The sequence below is a fragment of the Candidatus Cyanaurora vandensis genome (assembly GCF_013285555.1).
Classification (GTDB): domain Bacteria; phylum Cyanobacteriota; class Cyanobacteriia; order Gloeobacterales; family Anthocerotibacteraceae; genus Cyanaurora; species Cyanaurora vandensis.
The window spans coordinates 1-18,635 of record NZ_JAAXLT010000191.1 but is presented as its reverse complement, the minus strand read 5'-3'; the positions used below and the strand labels follow the sequence as shown (position 1 = coordinate 18,635).

Annotated in this window: 18 protein-coding genes; 14 read left to right on the top strand and 4 right to left on the bottom strand. The window is 56.2% G+C overall.

The genetic code is table 11. The features are described from left to right. Both HFM78_RS13665 and HFM78_RS13660 read left to right on the top strand, forming a co-directional pair. On the top strand, positions 1-596 hold a 596-nt coding region (locus tag HFM78_RS13665), incomplete at its 5' end, for an alanine dehydrogenase (RefSeq protein ID WP_287130004.1). Continuing rightward, entirely contained in the window at positions 596-1,066 is a 471-nt protein-coding gene (locus HFM78_RS13660; protein WP_287130003.1) for an SRPBCC family protein, read from the top strand. The genes HFM78_RS13665 and HFM78_RS13660, both read left to right, overlap by 1 nt. Here HFM78_RS13660 and HFM78_RS13655 read toward each other — a convergent pair. Continuing rightward, entirely contained in the window at positions 1,052-1,843 is a 792-nt protein-coding gene (locus HFM78_RS13655; protein WP_287130002.1) for a DUF4097 family beta strand repeat-containing protein, read from the bottom strand. The two genes, HFM78_RS13660 and HFM78_RS13655, sit on opposite strands and share 15 nt — an antisense overlap. Before the next feature lie 128 nt (positions 1,844-1,971). Here HFM78_RS13655 and HFM78_RS13650 point away from each other — a divergent pair, with 128 nt between their 5' ends. Both HFM78_RS13650 and HFM78_RS13645 read left to right on the top strand, forming a co-directional pair. Continuing rightward, on the top strand, positions 1,972-3,342 hold the full coding sequence (locus tag HFM78_RS13650) for an NAD-dependent succinate-semialdehyde dehydrogenase (RefSeq protein ID WP_287130001.1): 1,371 nt from the start codon (positions 1,972-1,974) through the stop codon (positions 3,340-3,342). Continuing rightward, positions 3,339-4,979 (top strand): acetolactate synthase large subunit, encoded by a 1,641-nt coding sequence (locus HFM78_RS13645; RefSeq protein ID WP_287130000.1) that lies wholly within the window; start codon positions 3,339-3,341, stop codon positions 4,977-4,979. The genes HFM78_RS13650 and HFM78_RS13645 overlap by 4 nt, the downstream gene beginning before the upstream one ends. Here the strand turns inward: HFM78_RS13645 and mgtE are convergent. Beyond that, the gene (gene mgtE, locus HFM78_RS13640) at positions 4,971-6,320 is read right to left on the bottom strand and encodes a magnesium transporter (protein WP_287129999.1); all 1,350 of its coding nucleotides are present in this window, start codon (positions 6,318-6,320) and stop codon (positions 4,971-4,973) included. The two genes, HFM78_RS13645 and mgtE, sit on opposite strands and share 9 nt — an antisense overlap. Positions 6,321-6,528: 208 nt before the next feature. Between mgtE and HFM78_RS13635 the strand changes: the two genes are divergently transcribed. From HFM78_RS13635 to HFM78_RS13625, 3 genes are all read left to right on the top strand, one after another. Further along, a complete protein-coding gene (locus HFM78_RS13635; RefSeq protein WP_287129998.1) occupies positions 6,529-7,338 on the top strand; it encodes a Tab2/Atab2 family RNA-binding protein in 810 nt (269 codons plus the stop codon). Positions 7,339-7,403: 65 nt separating this feature from the next. Beyond that, a complete protein-coding gene (locus HFM78_RS13630) occupies positions 7,404-7,943 on the top strand; it encodes a hypothetical protein (protein ID WP_287129997.1) in 540 nt (179 codons plus the stop codon). Positions 7,944-8,103: 160 nt separating this feature from the next. Then, positions 8,104-10,071 (top strand): hypothetical protein, encoded by a 1,968-nt coding sequence (locus HFM78_RS13625; RefSeq protein WP_287129996.1) that lies wholly within the window; start codon positions 8,104-8,106, stop codon positions 10,069-10,071. Here the strand turns inward: HFM78_RS13625 and hemF are convergent. Continuing rightward, on the bottom strand, positions 10,068-10,961 hold the full coding sequence (gene hemF / locus HFM78_RS13620) for an oxygen-dependent coproporphyrinogen oxidase (protein ID WP_287129995.1): 894 nt from the start codon (positions 10,959-10,961) through the stop codon (positions 10,068-10,070). The genes HFM78_RS13625 and hemF overlap by 4 nt on opposite strands. An 11-nt stretch (positions 10,962-10,972) precedes the next feature. Next, on the bottom strand, positions 10,973-11,461 hold the full coding sequence (locus tag HFM78_RS13615) for a sterol desaturase family protein (protein ID WP_287129994.1): 489 nt from the start codon (positions 11,459-11,461) through the stop codon (positions 10,973-10,975). A gap of 147 nt (positions 11,462-11,608) precedes the next feature. On the opposite strand from HFM78_RS13615, the gene prfB reads away from it, so the two are divergent. The 7 genes from prfB (at position 11,609) to HFM78_RS13580 (ending at position 18,576) form a co-directional block, all read left to right on the top strand. Then, positions 11,609-12,713, top strand: a protein-coding gene (gene prfB, locus HFM78_RS13610; RefSeq protein WP_396033113.1) for a peptide chain release factor 2 whose coding sequence is annotated in 2 segments (ribosomal slippage) — positions 11,609-11,680 and positions 11,682-12,713 — 1,104 coding nt in all. Because the reading frame shifts where the segments join, the coding sequence is not laid out codon by codon here. An 82-nt stretch (positions 12,714-12,795) separates the two neighbouring features. Next, positions 12,796-14,001, top strand: coding sequence for a sigma-70 family RNA polymerase sigma factor (locus HFM78_RS13605; RefSeq protein ID WP_287129993.1), 1,206 nt, complete (start codon positions 12,796-12,798; stop codon positions 13,999-14,001). Beyond that, a complete protein-coding gene (locus HFM78_RS13600; RefSeq protein WP_287129992.1) occupies positions 13,994-15,115 on the top strand; it encodes a DUF1822 family protein in 1,122 nt (373 codons plus the stop codon). The genes HFM78_RS13605 and HFM78_RS13600 overlap by 8 nt, the downstream gene beginning before the upstream one ends. Positions 15,116-15,147: 32 nt before the next feature. Continuing rightward, positions 15,148-15,639, top strand: coding sequence for a YajQ family cyclic di-GMP-binding protein (locus HFM78_RS13595; protein WP_287129991.1), 492 nt, complete (start codon positions 15,148-15,150; stop codon positions 15,637-15,639). Between the two features lie 2 nt (positions 15,640-15,641). Further along, a complete protein-coding gene (locus tag HFM78_RS13590) occupies positions 15,642-16,229 on the top strand; it encodes a 2OG-Fe(II) oxygenase (RefSeq protein WP_287129990.1) in 588 nt (195 codons plus the stop codon). A 56-nt stretch (positions 16,230-16,285) separates the two neighbouring features. Further along, positions 16,286-18,244, top strand: coding sequence for a response regulator (locus HFM78_RS13585; RefSeq protein ID WP_287129989.1), 1,959 nt, complete (start codon positions 16,286-16,288; stop codon positions 18,242-18,244). Next, positions 18,241-18,576: an Hpt domain-containing protein gene (locus HFM78_RS13580; protein ID WP_287129988.1), complete on the top strand. Its 336-nt coding sequence runs from the start codon at positions 18,241-18,243 to the stop codon at positions 18,574-18,576. Before HFM78_RS13585 ends, HFM78_RS13580 begins: the two co-directional genes overlap by 4 nt. The last annotated feature ends 59 nt before the right edge of the window (positions 18,577-18,635 follow it).

The following is an 18,635-nucleotide window of genomic DNA, read 5'->3' as shown; positions in this document are numbered from 1 at the left end:
GTGTGCGGCCGGCCCATGTGGTCATCCTGGGCGGGGGAACCGTCGGGACGGAGGCGGCGCGGATTGCCGTGGGTCTCGGGGCTAGGGTCCAAATCCTTGACCTCAGCATGGACCGCCTTAGTTACCTAGAGACCCTGTTTGGTTCGCGGGTGGAATATCTCTACAGCAGTGCGCGGACGATTAGTGAAGTGGTTCCGACGGCGGATCTCCTCGTGGGGGCGGTTCTCGTGACGGGCGACCGGGCACCCACCTTAGTCACGCGTAAACAGGTGGCCCAGATGCAGCCCGGTTCGGTAATTGTGGATGTGGCGGTGGACCAGGGCGGCTGTGTGGAGACGCTACACGCTACGTCGCATTCTGAGCCGGTCTATGTGGCTGAGGGTGTCGTCCATTACGGGGTGCCCAATATGCCGGGAGCCGTACCCTGGACGGCGACCCAGGCCCTCACCAATGTCACCCTCCCCTACGTGGCGCAATTGGCCCAACAGGGTTTGACGGCCCTAGACCACAATCTCGCCCTTGCCAAGGGCTTGAATGTCTCCTTGGGCCGGGTCTGCCATCCCACGGTCAGCCGGGTCTTCCCGGACCTCGCCTGATGGACCCTACCTTTGCCTTTGAGCGCGAGTCGTTGGTTGCGGCTCCTGTGGCGCAGGTTTTTGCCTTCCACACCGATCCCCAAAACCTCATTCTCATCACGCCGACTGAGTACCAACTGCGACTGATTCAAGCCCCCGACCCGATTCAGACCGGGAGCTTGGTCATTTTTGAGATTGCTTTACTGGGTCCTCTCGTCTTGCCCTGGTTGTCACGGATTACGGAATTGGTTGCCGACAGCCACTTCACGGATGTGCAGGCGTGGGGACCATTCAGCCACTATCGGCATACCCATCGGTTCATTGCCGCTCAGGGAGGGACGTTGTTGCGCGACACGGTCATGTACACCCCGCCCCTGGGTTGGTGGGGGTTGGCAACGGAGTTATGGGTCCGTCCGCGCCTGGAAGCCCTCTTCGACTACCGCCACCGCAAGACCCAAGAACTATGCGTGGGTGCATCAGAACCGATTTAGCCGCACATCTCCCGTGGCAGAGTTAGCTCGTAGCGTCTGTTTCCCAGTCCCCAATCGTCCTTCAGCCCGTTCGCCGGGACCATAGCGGTCGCGGACGGTATTCAAGGGAAACTCGGTACTCACCTGCCCGGTACTACTCCTCAATTCCACATCAGCATTGAGGTTGGCGGGCAATCTGAGGCGGACATCCCCGGAGGCGGAGGTAAACCGTAGATCCTCAGTCCCGGTCAGTTGCCCAATCTCGACTTCCACATCTCCGCTGGCACTCTCCGCCCGGAGGTTGCCGCCCTGGGTCTCGCGCACCGCGACCTTGCCACTGGCAGACTTGGCCTGGACTTCGCCTTGGACCTGTTCGACTTGGACATCGCCGCTGGCAGTCTTGATGCGGACCTCGCCCTGGACCCCCCGCACTTGGATATCTCCACTGGCAGAACCCAGATCATCAAACCGGAAGCGACGGTTGCGTGGGACCTGCACTTCAAAGCGGAGGCTGGCATTGCAGTTCTGGCAATAATTGGGATAGCGGACATCTAATTCCACCCGGTCATTGGTGCTGAGGTCTTCCACTTCCACTTGGTCGCGGTCCCGTCCTTCTTTAATCGCCCGGACCACCACGGTACTGCCCTCATACCCTGTTACCCGGATATCCCCAGAGACATTACGAATACGGATGATGCTCCCCTGAGCCAAGGGATAACTGCGCTGGAAGTCAGCGGTCTGGGCCATGACGGGTAGGGCTAACAGGGCGATTAAGGGCAAGTAACGGACGGGGTTCATCGAGACTCCAGGCGATCGTTGGGTTAATTTAACCAACTCGGCTTGATGAAGTTCTCCAAATTTGATGAGAAATTGTGGTCTTTTTGAGGGATGGACCCGCCACCATAGAAATAGATGTGGATATTGACATGGCTAGACCGATTGCAACCTTGAATCCGACGACGGGCGTGACCGAAAAGACCTTTACGCCCCTGAGCGAAACAGAACTCGCCACCAAACTAGAACAAGCAGAGCGGACTTTTCTGAACTATCGACGGACCACCTTTGCCCAACGGGCTGAGAAATTACACCGCGTCGCTAATCTACTCGAAAAAGACCGGGACCGACTGGCTCACCTCGCCACAGTTGAGATGGGTAAACCCATCGCTGCTGCCCAAGCCGAGATTGAGAAGTGCGCGGTGGGTTGTCGGTTCTATGCTGACCACGGGGCTGAATTACTCGCTGACCAACCCGTACCGATTAGCGGGGTTAAAGCCTTGGTGCGCTACCAACCCTTGGGCGTAATTCTCGCGGTCATGCCCTGGAATTTCCCTTTTTGGCAGGTCCTGCGCTTTGCGGCCCCGGCGTTGATGGCGGGGAACGTGGCTCTGCTGAAACATAGCTCCAACGTGCCCCAGTGTGCCCTAGCAATTGAGCAACTTTTTGTAGATGCGGGCTATCCCACGGGCTGTTTCCAGACCTTGCTTATCGAATCTGAGCAGATTGCCCAGTTAGTGGCAGACCCACGGATTAAAGCCGCTACCCTGACGGGCAGTGAACCCGCTGGTCAGAGCCTCGCCCACCACTGTGGACACTATCTGAAAAAAACGGTCCTCGAACTCGGCGGTAGTGACCCTTTCATCGTCCTCCCCAGCGCGGACCTGACCCAGGCGATCCAGACCGCCGTGACCTCGCGGACGCAGAACAACGGTCAATCCTGTATTGCCGCTAAACGTTTCATTTTGGCGGAACCGATTGCCGATGAGTTCACCGCCGGGTTAGTAGCAGCGTTTCAGCAACTCAAAATCGGCGATCCCCTCGATCCCCAGACCCAAATCGGCCCCCTGGCAACCCCCGCCATCCGCGAACAACTCCACCAACAAGTCCAGGACTCCATTGCCCAAGGAGCGCGGTTACTGTGTGGCGGAGAACTCCTGGCGGGACCGGGGAATTTCTATCCGCCGACGATTCTCACAGACATCCCCGTCCAGAGTCCGGCTTACCACGAGGAACTCTTTGGTCCTGTAGCAGCGATTTTTCGAGTACGGGACTTGGATCAGGCTTTGGAGCTTGCCAATGACACCGTATTTGGGCTCGGGGCGAGTGCCTGGACTCAGGACCCGACTGAGCAGGAGCGGCTAACCTGGGAATTAGAGGCAGGAGCTGTCTTCATCAACAGTTTGGTCAAATCCGACCCGCGCCTCCCCTTCGGCGGGATTAAGCGTTCCGGTTATGGACGAGAACTGGGACGAGAAGGACTGCTTGAGTTCGTCAACATCAAAACCGTGTGGTGTGCATGAATACTTCTGAGCTACTGGTCCAATGCCTCGAAAACGAAGGCGTGGAATACATCTTTGGTCTACCCGGTGAAGAAAATCTCCAGTTCTTGGAGGCATTGCAATCCTCCTCAATCCGTTTCATCACGACTCGTCACGAACAGGGCGCGGCGTTTATGGCGGATGTCTACGGACGCTTGACCGGGCGGGCGGGGGTCTGTCTCTCGACCCTGGGGCCGGGGGCGACGAACCTGATGACTGGGGTGGCTGATGCCAACCTCGACCATGCCCCCCTCGTCGCTATTACAGGACAAGTCGGGACCGACCGGATGCACATCGAGTCCCATCAATACCTAGATCTCGTGGCTATGTTTACCCCGGTGACGAAATGGAGTACCCAGGTCGTCCGGCCCAGTAATACCCCGGAGATCGTCCGTCGCGCCTTCAAACTGGCCCAAGCGGAGAAACCGGGCGCGGTTCACATTGATTTACCCGAAAATATCGCCGCTATGCCCGTCGTCGGTACCCCCCTGCGGGTCGGCGACCAGGACCACGAATACGCCTCCTTCAAAAGCATCGCCGAGGCCGCCCTCCGCATCAGTCAGGCCCAGAACCCGGTGATTCTGGTGGGGAATGGTTGTATCCGCGCCCAAGCCAGTGCGATGTTGACCAAGTTCGCCGCTACCCTCCAGATCCCCGTGGTCAATACCTTCATGGGCAAAGGCGTGATCCCCTATGAACACCCCCTCGCACTGTGGGCCGTGGGACTCCAGCAACGGGATATCGTCACTTGTGCCTTTGAGAAGACTGACTTGGTGATTGCCATTGGTTACGACCTAATTGAGTACGGGCCGAAAAAATGGAACCCCACGGGCACGACCGCGATTGTCCACATTGATATGACCGCCGCCGAGATTGACAGTAGCTACATCCCCGCTGTGGAAGTGGTGGGTGACATCGCCGATTCCCTAGAAGAGATCTTGAACCGCACTGACCGCGAGGGCCTGCCCACGCCCCACGCCCTGAGCCTGCGCTCCGCGATCCAGGCTGATTACGTCCAGTACAGCCAAGACCAAGAGTTCCCCGTCAAACCCCAGAAGATTATCTACGACCTCCGGCAAGTGATGGGGGCTGAGGATATCGTCATCTCCGATGTCGGGGCCCACAAAATGTGGATGGCCCGCCACTACCATTGCAGCCACCCCAACACCTGTCTCATCTCCAACGGTTTTGCGGCGATGGGGATTGCGATTCCCGGAGCGGTGGCGGCGAAACTGGTTTACCCGGAGCGCAAGGTCGTTGCGGTCACGGGCGACGGCGGGTTCATGATGAACTGCCAGGAACTCGAAACGGCTGTGCGCGTGGGTACGCCCTTCGTCACCTTGATTTTTAACGATGGCGGTTACGGACTGATTGAGTGGAAACAACAGATCCACTTTGGACGCACGGCCTATTCACGTTTTGGCAACCCAGACTTCGTTAAGTTAGCCGAGAGTATGGGTCTCAAGGGTTATCGGGTGGAACGCACCGAGGACCTCTTGCCGATTCTCCAAGAAGCCCTAGCCCAATCCGTTCCCACCGTCATTGATTGCCCCGTGGACTACCGCGAGAATATGCGCTTCACCCTCCGTGTCGAGGAACTGACCTGTGCCCTAGAGTAAACCGTGCTTCAACAGCAAGGATGTAGTCCCCAAGAAAGTTAGAAATCCGATTGAATCAAGGAGGGTGGTGAGTAGAGGGCCACTGATGAGAGCGGGGTCGAGTCCTAACCGCTTGAGGGTAATCGGTAGGATCGTCCCGGCGGCGGCAGCCACGAGAACGTTAATGGCAATCACCCCGGCGGCAACTAAGGCAATGCGGGGATAGGTCGTATAGGACCAGATGAGGGACAGGCTCCCCAAGACCACGCCGAGGACTAGGGCATTACACAATCCCGCTAAGACTTCTTTACGCACGACCTTCCAGAGGTCTTGAGGGACAATCTCACCGACCCCCAACCCGCGCACCGTCACCGCTAGGGTCTGAATAGCCGTGTTGCCGCTGGTATTGGCAATGATGGGCATGATCACAGCGAGGACAGGGACGAGACCAATCACTTCCTGGAAGGGTGCAATCAGGCTAGCAACGCCGACATAAAGTAGAACATTACCGACGAGCCAGGGCAGCCGCTTCTGCACCGAGACTAGGGGTGAGTCCAGCGTTGATTCGTCCCCGGTCTGAATCCCGGACAGTTTTTGGAGGTCTTCGGTGGCGGATTCCTCAATGATGTCTACTACGTCGTCAATCGTGACAATCCCCACCAGTCGTTCATCGCGGTCTACCACCGGCAAAGCTAATAGGTCGTAGCGTTTCATCAGGCGAGCGACAGCTTCTTGTTCAGCGTTGGTGTTGACTGAGATCAGGCGGTTTTGGGCGAGTTCCTGGATCGGGGTCTCGGGGTCCGCAAAAATTAGTTGGCGTAGGGAAACTACTCCCTGCAATACTCGGTCTGGGTCCGTGAGGTAACAGTAATAGATCGTCTCTTTATCCGCGTCCAACCGCCGGATCTTCTGGATCGCTTGGGCCACGGTCAAGTCCATCCGCAAACGCACATACTCCGTGGTCATTACCCGACCGGCGGTATGTTCCGGGTAGCCCAGCAATAGGGCGGTTGCTTCGCGCTCTGAGGGACTCAGTTGTAACAAAAGTCGCTTGACCACACGGGCCGGGAGTTCATCAAAAAACTCCGCCCGGTCGTCCGGGGTCATCGCCTCGACGAGTGTCCGCACTTCTTGTTTATGCAGGTTAGTAACTAATTCTTCTTGGACTTCTAAGGGTAGATAGCCAAAAACTTCGTTAGCCTGCTCCTTATCCAAGAGACGAAAAGCAATCGCTTGACGGTCGGGGGGCTGGGTGCTCAGGTAATCACTGGCATCCACAGGATTGAGCGCGTTAAGTTGTGCTTTGAGTTCACCCAAGCTCGCAATGGATGACAGCACCGCGTGGCGGTCTTCAGTCAGCATCCTTCCTCCTTTCTGGCAAGCCAAGCCGCCAGTGGGAAGGCCCTACCTAGCTGACTGACTTGCCCGGTCTACTGTCACTACTCAAGGTAAAAACCTGCCGAAAGCAACATCGGTAAACTTTGTTACCGCTAGTGTTGATGGTACCCGTTGGCGGGAACGAATGGCTAGCCCCTGGCAAAATAGATCTGACGGGTGTGGTAAAAGGAAAATGGATACTTGGGAAATTGATTTCTACAGCCGTCCCGTCCTTGATGCGGCGGGTAAAAAAACCTGGGAACTGCTACTTTGTTCGCAAAAAACTGATTTTGAGTACGTGGCCCAATGTAGCCAGAAGGACGCCAACCGGGCTTGGCTCGTCACCCAGCTCCAACAGGCCCTAACGCTGGCTCCCCTCGCCCCGGAGCGGGTCCGCTTTTTTCGATTGGTGATGGCGGGGATTGTGGAGGGGGCCTGCAAACAACTAGAGTTGCCCTGTCGGTTGAGTCTGCGGGTATTTCGGTTACGGCGGTGGCTTTTGGCACGGGAACGGGCGTTCTATCCTCAACAGACGGGCTACCAAGCTCCCACAGGCATAGATGAACCGCTCATCGTCACGCCCCAACCTTTACCAGCGGCTCTCTTGGGAGAGAAGTGGGCTTTTGTGAACTTGCAGGCCGGGGAGTTGGCCCAGGTGGAAGCGGTGCGTTTCGGGGAGCTATTCCCGGTGGACCTCGCCCCAGAATTATTGGTGCCGGGGTTGGTTATCTTTACGGGCCGGGACCGGGCGATGGCGGGTTGGATGCAGGGGGCTGAGCCTATAGCCCTCCGCTTTGAGACGGGTCGTCTGTTATTAGAAGCTGGGGCGGGCGAGGTGTGGGTGATGGCTCGTCCGCGCCTCAAAGAGAGTGAGATTCTGGACGAAGGTCAACGCTTTGAGCAACGGAAGCTCACCTGTGGGGGCTTTCACTTCCTCGCCATCCAAGCCAGTCCCGAAAGTGAGGAACCCACGGGCTTTTGGACTTTGTGGGCGTCGCCCTAGCCTTTCAGGACACCCATGTGAAGCCCATCCCTAGGGCATCCTAGAAAGACACAGGGGGGTAGGGGATGGAGCCGACGACGAATTTTTTTTATGAGTACGCGCTGTGTCAGTTGGGCCGCCCTCAAGAGGTCTATCGGTTAATTAGTGAATCGGTGATGCCCAAGCTCTCGACCTGGGTCCGTGGACAGACCGACGAACGCTCCATGCGTTCCTGGCAACCCGATGAGATGCAGCCGATTCTCTTCCCCGTGGTCAATATCGGCCATGAGACGGTGGTGATGCCCTGTGAAGCGTTGGTTCTGTGCGGTCTGGGCAGTTATTACAACCCCTGTGATCTGGCTCTATTGGTCTTGGTCCAGCGTCCGGGGGAGAGCTTGAGCCAATTAATGCTGCGCCTGCGCCAAGTGGAAGCCCATGTGCGGCGGGGACCGGATGTGACGATTGCCTTGGGGAGTACCGGGGATATCTCCTTAAGCCAGGGGAGCCGTGACTACATCAACCGCAAATTCCTGGTCTGGCCCGAGGACTTAGACGCGCTTCAGCTAGAGACCCTGACCGCGCAGGGGGCAGCTTTGATCCAACCCCATACCCGTTTGAAGTTTTAGCCACTCCAGCAGGTCAACCTTGAGCTTCTGAAGGCGGGATGTGATCTCAGGAAGGTGGATTATGAGCTTGGGCAAGGTCAAGGTTGTCCTTCTCCCTAAAGATTCAGTCGTAGGTGGCTGACAACTTCTAAACTAGGAGGAGTTTTCACCCAGGGTATTTATGCAAGGTGTCGGCCCAAAAGCCCTTCCGCTCCTACCTACCCCCGGCAACTCACTCCCCAAAAGTACCCTGGGTCGCTGGCTCAAAAAAGGGGCCGGGGGCGAACATCACGGGGAGACCCATCCCTGGTATGCCGTGTTGTGGTTGACAGGGGTGGATTACTTTTCCACCCTGGGCTATCAACCCGCGCTGGCCCTACTCTCCGTCGGGGTGATTTCGCCGATTGCCACCCTCTTGCTGGTCCTCGTCACCCTCGGTGGAGCCCTGCCGGTCTACATCCAGGTGATGCAACGCTCTTTTGCGGGACAGGGCTCGATTGCAATGATTGAGAAACTGCTACCGGGTTGGTGGGGGAAGCTTTTTGTCCTCGCCATGCTGGGGTTTGCCAGTACGGACTTCATTATTACCATGACCCTCTCGGCCTCCGATGCCGCCGAACACATGGTCCACAATCCTTTCCTCGAACCCTACCTGGAACCCTACCAGCTACCGATCACCCTGGTATTGTTGACCTTATTGGCGGGGGTTTTCCTCCTGGGCTTCACGGAGGCGGTGGGGGTGGCGGTGCTCGTGGGGGTGCCCTACATTTTGCTCAGTATGGTTGTGATTGGGCGGGCCTTTGTAGAGATTAGTCAACGCCCGGAACTCTTGGCTAATTGGCAGCAAGCCCTCACCCTCAAGGGGGATTGGACGTTTTTGTTGCTTGCGGCGGGATTGACCTTTCCTAAACTTGCTTTGGGGTTGAGCGGGTTTGAGACCGGGGTTTCGGTGATGCCCTTGGTTAAAGGCGACCCCGAGGATGCGGAGCGGCCCACTCCAGAAGGCCGAATTCGAGGGACTCGTCTCCTGTTGACCGTGGCGGCGGTCTTGATGAGCTTGTTGTTGCTCACCTCTAGTTTTACGACGACCCTGCTCATTCCCCCAGCCGACTACGCCGAGGGCGGTGAAGCAGCGGGCCGCGCTTTGGCTTATCTGGCCCACGCCTACCTAGGCGATTTCATGGGGACGCTCTACGATATCTCGACGATTGCGATTCTCTGGTTTGCCGGGTCCTCAGCGATGGCGGGGATGTTAAATCTCATCCCCCGCTACCTACCGCGCTTCGGGATGGTCCCGGCCTGGGTGAGCTATACGCGCCCCTTGGTCTTGGTCTTGCTGGCGGTGAATATTCTAGTGACAGCTATCTTCCGGGCCGATGTGGAGGCCCAAGCGGGGGCCTACGCCACGGGGGTACTCGCGCTGATCCTCTCGGCGGCGGTGGCGGTTTCCCTGGGCTTGGGGCGTGAAGCGGTAGAGACAGGATCTCAAAAAACGCGCTGGCTAAGCTATTACTTCTGGCTGGTGACGTTAGTTTTCACCTATACATTTATCGAAAACATCCGCGAACGACCCGACGGGATTATTATCGCTGGCTGTTTCATCCTGGCGATCCTGGTGATTGGAGCCGTCTCGCGCTATCAACGAGCCACGGAGCTTAGGGTCGAACAAGTCACCCTAGCCGATGAGCTCTCCGCCGACCTCTGGCCCATTCTCTGTGGACGACAAGCCTGTTTGGTCCCGCTCATTAGTAATGCGACTGAGATGCGCGACCGTAAGGCAGCCCAAATTCGCCGCTACTACACGATCCAGGACCCCTTGGTTTTTATGCACGTGAATCTGCGTGATGACCGCAGTGATTTTTTGAGCGGGTTGAGAGTCCAGGTGCGCGAGGTGGGTGATGGTAATTACTGTATCGAAGTGGATGGAGCCGTGGCCCTTGCCAATACGATTGCCTACCTAAGTGAACTGGTTAACCCGACCTCCATTTTCCTGGGGCTGACCCGCAAGGATATGACCTCCCAATCCCTCCAGTTCATCCTATTTGGCGAAGGCGAGACCGGGATCATGGTCTACCAGATCTTGATTAAATATTGGGCTTGGACGGCGGAGGACGATGTACGGCCCCGGATCTTCTTGATGAGTGACTAGGCCAGCCAGTCCGTCGGTTTGAGGTAAACATTATAGAGTTCAGCCTCGGGAGTGCCCGGTTCGGGGTGCCAGTCGTAGACCCAGCGCACCGCCGGGGGCAAGGACATCAAGATGGACTCGGTGCGCCCCCCGGTCTGGAGTCCGAAAATTGTACCCCGGTCGTAGACCAAGTTGAACTCCACATAGCGGCCCCGGCGGTAGAGTTGGAAGTCGCGCTCGGTTTCAGTCCAGGGTGTTTCGTGGCGGCGTTTGACAATCGGGAGATAACTCGTCAAAAAGCTATGACCGCAGGACTGACTAAAAGCAAAGGTCTTCGCCCAGTCGCCTTGCTGGTAATCAAAAAAGATCCCGCCCACCCCCCTCGGCTCCTTGCGGTGCTTGAGGTAGAAGTATTCATCACACCAGGACTTGAAGCGCGGGTAATAGTGGGGGTCGTGTTCGTCACAGGCATTTTTGAGGGTCTGGTGAAAATGAACCACATCTTCACGGCGCGGGTAGTAAGGGGTCAAGTCTGCCCCCCCACCGAACCAGAACAGTTCCGCTGTCTCAAAATAGCGATAGTTCATATGGACCGTGGGCACATGGGGATTGCGTGGGTGGAAGACCAGAGAGACCCCGGTGGCATAAAAAGGTTGGTCCGCCGCTTGGGGCATATTTTCGAGAATGGAAGGCGGCAGCTTGGGACCGTAGACCGCCGAGAAACTCACCCCGGCCCGTTCAAAAATCCGGCCCTCCGTCAGCACCCTGGAGCAACCGCCGCCGCCCTCGGGCCGTTCCCAGCTATCCTCACGAAAACTAGACCCATCAAGCTGGCTAATCGCCGTGGCGATATCGTCTTGGAGCTTACGCATGTGGGCACTGACTTGCACTTGAGTCGTTGTCTGCTGCATTGGGAGTCCTTTCAAGCCAGTCTTTTAAAATAAACTTTCCTGAGATAGCTCAGCCACATTTGAGCAGGCTTGTCATAAAAAGTAAAAATATCGCCGTAAGCTAGATTGATATTTTGATGGTGCAACCAGTGGATCTCCGGGGTGACAATCCAGCAGTAGCTACACAGCGTTTGTAGAGGCCGGGGAGTTTCCCATTTCAAAATTGAAGTGTGTCGCCACCAAACGTGGACTTGTCCCAATAAAATCCCAATTAAAGCCGCTGTCAAATCGTAAACCCCGATCAATCCCGCGACCAAGATATAAGGCGCCGCCCCGAGCAAACCATCAACTAGAACCCTGGCATTGCTCGATAAGACCGCATAGTGGATGAAGCTACGATTGGGAGAGTGGTGGACTTTCATGTGGTACTTACCAAATACATGCTCCGGTACATGGTAAAGAAAGGTGGAGAAGAAATCTCCCAGGACCAGTAACAATAGGGCCAGTCCGCAGGTTCCCAAGGCAGCCTCCCAATTAGATCGAGACCATGATATGACAACGACGTTAATTTAGGGTTAAGCACAACCTATCTTTCGATTTTTATGCACCCGCCTCTACCGTTGCACCCCAAAAATAGCGAAAATAGAACAGACAAACTTAGGCTACTAATGGACCTGACTGACCTTAAACGCACGGTTACCCTACTCACTGACCGCCTGGGTAAAACCCAGGACTATCTTTGACATCCCTCAACTAACCCAGCGTATTGAGAATCTTGAATACCAGACCACGGGCGCGGGGTTCTGGGACGACTCCGACCAAGCCCAGCGCACCATGCAGGAACTCAACGGCCTCAAATCACCCCTGGCCCAGTACCACCACTGGCAAGCGCAACTGGAAGAGACCACCGCCCTGATTGAACTGATTGATGAATCCGGGGATGAAGACTTACTCCACGAAGCCCAAGCCGTCGCCGCTCGCCTCACCGAGGAGCTAGACCGTTGGGAGTTTGAGCAGTTGCTCTCCGGTCCCTACGACCAGGAAGGGGCGGTCATCACCATTAATGCCGGGGCGGGGGGCACCGATGCCCAGGACTGGGCCGACCAGCTTTTGCGGATGTACACCCGCTGGGCCGAGAATCACGGCTACACCGTCCGGCTCCTGGATCTCTCCGAGGGGGAGGAAGCCGGAATCAAGTCCGTCACTCTAGAGATTGACGGCCAATACGCCTACGGTTATCTCTGGGCGGAGAAGGGCACCCACCGTTTAGTCCGCATCTCGCCTTTTAATGCCAACGGGAAACGGCAGACCAGTTTCGCGGGTCTGGATGTGATGCCGATTCTCAACGATGAAGTGAAAGTGGAGATCCGCCCGGAAGACCTCGACATCAAGACCTCCCGTTCCGGTGGGGCGGGCGGTCAGAACGTCAACAAAGTCGAGACCGCTGTCCAGATTACCCACCTTCCCACGGGTCTGTTTGTGCGTTGTACCCAAGAACGCTCCCAACTCCAGAACCGCAACCGGGCGATGCAAATCCTCACCGCCAAGTTGCTGACCCTAGAGGAAGAAAAACGCCGGGTGGAACTCGCCCAAATCCGGGGCGATATCACTGACGCCGACTGGGGAACACAGATCCGTTCCTACGTCTTTCACCCCTACCAAATGGTCAAAGACCACCGCACCCAAGAAGAGACTTCTGACGTTGCTGGGGTTATGAATGGCGACCTGGACCGCTTCATGGAACGGTATTTGCGCCAACAGCGCCAGTTGTAAACTATTTCTAGTTGAGTTGCATAATCTTTTAGTTATCTTAGAAATATTTCAGCTAGAAGAATACCCGAATTCTGGTGATAAAGTGAGTGGGACCACCTGTGCAATCCCTGTGCCCGCTCACCCGCCCAAACGACAGGACCCCACGACACAATTTTGTACATTTTTGGATATAGGCCGCGAGAGTTGGGCTTGGCGCGAGGAACCCCGGCTGCGGCGCAATTTAGCCCAGTACTTGAGTACAGCTCCACCGAGTTTAGAGGTCTGGGTGAGCCATTGGCTCGGCGGCTGGCGTAAGGATATCTTGGCGCGTCAACATTTAATCGCTTATTTACAAGAACCCTGTTATTGGGCTGCCTGGAAAACTGAGCAATGGGTGCAACGGGGCGCGGGGGGGAGCTACGACCTAGCTGAGCTATTCCAAATCGCCCTACTTAAAACCGATATCATCCTCCACAAATACAATCCCCGCCTCGGGAGTAATCTCAAAGGCTATGCTTTCCAAGCTTTCAAGAACTGCATGCGTGATGAAGTACAAAAACAAACCGTCGTCGCCCTCGCCAGTGACTGGTCTCTGTTGCGCCAGACGAGCCGCGAACTTCTGACCCAGGCCCTCCGTCACCATGGTCTACCCGAAGCAACTATCCACACCTATTTGCTTGTCTGGCAGATTTACCGCGACTGCTATGTCCCTCGACAGCCCCAGCGCGTCACCCGACTAACCGGACCCGACCCCGTACTCTGGCAGACCATCAGTGAGCGTTATAACCGAGAAATCAGCCCTTCCGCTCAGCCAGCCGAGCTCAGCCAATGGCTTTTAGTGGCAGCCCAGGCCATCCGTAACTTCCGGCCCCGTTTTACCTCTTTGGATTTTCATGCCCCTGACCAAGAGAGCTTGGTGGACCGACTGGTGGCCCCTGGGAGTTCACCTTTTGAGCAATTGCAGTACGCAACCGAACAGCAATACTTTGTGGAACTAGCCCAAGTTCTACGTCAAGCCCTAGCGCAACTACCCCCAGCCCAACGCGAACTACTGGAACTGTACTATGGTCAGGGTTTGGGTCAAAAGGAACTCGCCCGCCTTCTCCAAAAAAACCAGTGCACAATCTCCCGCCAACTGACCCAATGTCGGGGACAATTGGTGGTAGCCCTTGGTCAATGGAGTAATGCTGCCCTGCATATCCAGATTACGCCGGGGGTATTAAAAGAATTAGGAGCTGCTGTAGACCAGTGGTTAACCGAAAATTATCAATCCGCCCAGCAATTACAGGAATTTTCTCCCGATGAGTGATTCTGCCTCGACATTTGAAGACCCCACAGCTCTTTTCTTTGAGATTCCGGCTCTACTTCAAGCAAAGGTTTGGCAAACCCATACCGTCTTGGGTGACTCCGTTACGCATTGGCAGGCTTACCTCAACGACTTGACCCTCCAGGTTCTTCTCCCTTGGGTCCAGGCGTATGACGCTCAAGCCCAAGTTATGCCCCAGCCCCTCCCTTACTGGACGGTGGTGACAGGAACCGCCCTGACCGTAGCCGGTCAACGCTGGGTCCTCATCCCTGCCGAGAGTGACGATCTACAGGTCCCCCAGGAATGGGTGGATATCCCCCAGTGGCGGGCTGACTATTACCTAGCTGTCACCGTAGATCTCGCCCAACATCAATTGCGCGTCTGGGCTTGGGCCACCCACCACCAACTCAAAACTCAAGGCCAGTACTACAGTCCTGACCGGACCTATAGTCTCCATGAGCTGGATTTAGTTACGGATCTAGGGGCGTTGTGGGCGGTGACAGCGGGTTGCCTGACCCTCGACGAGCCCACCTTGGCCCCAGTGCCCCTCCTGCCCGTCCTCACCACTACCCAGGCCCACTCGTTACTCCAACGCTTAGCCCAGTCGCTCCTCCCGCGTCTGGAGGTCCCTTTCGCCCTGTGGGGCAGTCTTTTAGCCCACGGCGGTTGGCGACAGGCCCTCTACGAAGGCCGTCAGGGTTTACCGGAACAATGGTCCTTGCCCCAGTGGTTGCGCGGAGGGGTTTCGCCCCTGGGTCAGGCTTGGGGGTGGTTGCAGGTCTCTGTTCTGGCTGAGTCCAGAGACCAAGAGGTACCCAAAGCCACTTTTGTGCGCCCACTCCAGATCCTTAATCAGGAGTATGAGTTGCGCGTCTTACCCCTAGGTCTAGGTTGGCGGTTCCAATTGCGCCCTGTCCTTTATGCTGGTCAAATCCCCACCGGGTTTGTCCTCAGTCTCTGGACCGAAGACCAGCAGAGTTTCGCCGGGAATATCGCCCATGCTGATGCCCCTGTGCCCGTCCTTTATATAGATGTAGCCCTCGAACCGGGGGAGGGGATTATCTGGCAAGTCGAGCCGACTCCCGCCGCTTACTGTCAAGAGATCCTGCGCTTCTGAAGTTAAAATTAGATTATTTGCAATGCGAAACCATGGCGACTGATTTCTCTTTTGACATCGTGAGCGACTTTGACCGTCAGGAGTTGGTGAACGCGGTGGACCAGACCCTCCGCGAACTCAAATCCCGCTATGACCTCAAAAACACCGGGAGCGAAATCACCCTCGACGAAAAAACGATCACCATCCTCACTGACAACGAGATGACCCTGGAAGCTATCCAGGATCTGTTGCAGACCAAGTCCGCCAAACGGGGCCTCTCCCTCAAGATCTTTGAACCCGGTGCCATCGAAAAAGCTGGGGGCAACCGTATCCGCCAAGAGATTATCCTCAAAAAAGGGATTGAACAAAAACTTGCCAAGCAGGTCTGCCAACAGATCCGCGACACCAACAAAAAAGTTCAAGCTACCATCCAGGGCGAGGCGGTGCGCGTCTCCGCCAAAAACAAAGATGACCTCCAACTCGTGATCCAGTCTCTAAAAAAAGACGATTTCCCGGTGGCACTCCAGTTCACCAACTACCGTTAAGAGTGGACTATTACCGCCGCCACCTCGACGCCTTCCCCCCGTTGTACTTAAAGGAACTCGCCGGACAGGTCCACGCCTCCCCGTACCTTGCCGTCAACAATTTAAACCGGGATTTTGTCAGCACGAAGGGATTTTCAGTGGTCTTTCGTCGTTCGGCCCTAGCCGAGGTAGGCCGGAAATTTCCCTATCTACGTCGCTATTTCACCCAAGCCCTCGACCCGCTGGGTAATGCTTTTTACCTCAATCCCTTGGTCCTAACGGCGGGTTCACGGGTGGACCCCCACGTTGACCGCAGCCTCCGTTCCTACTGCAAAACTATTTTGCCGCCTTTGACCGTGAGTGTCCTCTATGTGCAGGTCCCGCCCGAGCTTGTGGGCGGTGAATTGATCTTGAGCCTGGGAAAACGCCCGGTGGCCCGCATCTCGCCCTTGCCCAATCTCCTTTTACATTTCCAGGGCGACTTGACCCATGCCATTAACCCGATGCAGAGTCCTGGTACCCGACTGAGTATCGTCTGTGAACAATACCAGTTGCCGGAGGACGAACTAGCGCAAATCCCTGAATTCACCTTGGAGTCGCGCAAACTATAGGAAAGGAGATTGCATCCACACCGGGGCATTCTAAAAAGCAGGCCGTGCGAGTGTTCATGAGCGATGAGTCAGTCCGTCTAGCCGTTTTAGAGAGTTACGGAATCCTAGATACCCCAGCAGAAGCGGCTTTTGACGATCTTGCTCGGTTGGCGGCCCACATCTGCGAAACGCCGATTGCCTTGGTGAGTCTTGTGGATGAGACCCGACAATGGTTCAAGGCGCGGATGGGACTAGAGATCTCCCAGACGAGTCGAGAGATTGCTTTTTGTGCCTACGCTATTGAGCAGACCCAGCTATTTCTGGTCCCGGACGCGCTGAAGGATGACCGTTTTGCCCGCAATCCCTTGGTGATCCATGAACCCCACATTCGTTTTTATGCTGGTATGCCCTTGGTCACCCCCGAGGGCGCAGCGTTGGGGACCCTGTGTGTGATTGATACCGTCCCGCGTACCCTCACATCTGAACAACAATCCGTCCTAGCTGCCTTGGGGCGGCAAGTGGTTGACCAGTTGACACTGCGCCGCAACCTAAAACAGCTAGCCCAGGCCAAGGCAGAGGCAGAACAGGCAAACGCGGCTAAGTCTGAGTTCTTGGCGATGATGAGTCATGAGGTCCGCACTCCCCTCAACGCCATTATCGGGATGACAAGCCTGTTATTAACGGATACCACCCTCAGGCCCGCCCACCGCGAAATTACTGAGACGATCCGCAGTGGGGGGGAGTCCCTACTTGCGATCGTCAATGACATTTTAGACTTCTCGAAGATTGAGGCCAGACGGTTAGAAATTGAAGCCCAGCCCTTTGACCTGCGCCAGTGTCTAGAGAGTGCTCTAGAGCTTTTGGCTCCCCTCGCAACCACCAAGCAACTGGCCCTAGTTTATTTTATGGACCGAATGGTACCCAGAGTGGTGGTGGGGGATGAAGTCCGTCTTCAGCAAATCCTAGTCAACCTGCTGAGTAACGCCGTCAAGTTTACGGCCCACGGTCAAGTGGTGCTAACGGTCAACATAGGACCGCACCCCAAGGGTGGAGAACTGAGTTTTAGTGTGTGTGATACCGGGATCGGGATTCCACCCGCCCAAATAGGGCGATTGTTTCAACCTTTCTCCCAAGGCGATAGCTCGACGACCCGTCAGTACGGGGGGACGGGGTTGGGGCTGGTCATCTGTAAACGATTAAGCGAGCTGATGGGTGGTGGGATCGGGGTGGAGAGTACCGAGGCGTTGGGGTCTAGGTTTTATTTCACCATCTTGACCCCAACGATTCCCCAGCTTGACCCGTCCCATCCCCAGCTCCTCGGTCGTCGGGTGCTAGTGGTGACAGACATAATTTACCAAGCTGCCCTGACGTACCAGCTCCAAGTCTGGGGCCTAACGGTCACGGCCCTAACCCAGAACGAAGAAGCTTTGAGGTGGCTTGCCACCGAACCGACGGACCTCCTGATGCTCGACCGGCTCCTCCCCCTCCAACAACCCCACCCTCCGGTCATCTTGGGTCCCCTAGACGGTCCACCCCCCGCCACGGTTGCTGTCACGCACATCTTGACTAAAGCGTTTAAGCTCTCACAGTTGTACCGAGTCCTAGTCCAGCTATTTAGTCCAGATGTTGGGATGCCCATGCCCGCCGTCCCGGATACGCTAGGAGACTCACTACCCTTACGAGTTTTGGTGGCAGAGGATAACCCGGTTAACCAAAAGGTCGTCCTGCGTCTGCTGGCACGACTTGGGTATCAGGCGGACCTAGCCGCCAATGGTCATGAAGTCCTCGCCGCGTTAGACCGTCAATCCTACGATGTTGTACTGATGGATATGCAGATGCCCGAGTTAGACGGTTTGGCCACAACCCGGCAGATCCGCCAAATCGAGGGCATCCAACCTTGGATTATTGCCATGACCGCCAACGCCCTCAAAACTAACCGGGAAGCCTGTTTTGCCGCTGGGATGAATGATTACATCAGTAAACCGGTCCGCTTGGAAGGACTGTACACTGTGCTAAGCAACACAAGGCAACCATGAGTACTTTACCCATCTTGGACCGTTTTCACCTAGACGATATGACCGGGGGCGACCAAGTGTTTGAGCGCGAACTACTTCAATTATTCCTAACTGATATCCAGACCCAGCTTGCTGGTATAGAACTCGCCTTAAACCAGAACAACCCGACGGAACTCCAACGCCATGCCCATCAAGTTAAAGGGTCTTGTTTCAATGTGGGGGCGATTGCCCTAGGTACCTTGGCAGCCCACCTAGAGGTTCAAGCCCAAACCGGGACAACCCAGACCTGGGGTCTACTAGCCCAAATGAAAATGGGTCTGGCGGAACTCCAGACCCATCTCGCTAGGGTTTAGTTGGTAGGCGGATCAGAGCCACCTTCGCTACCGTCGCCACCACCCGCGCCACCCCCGGT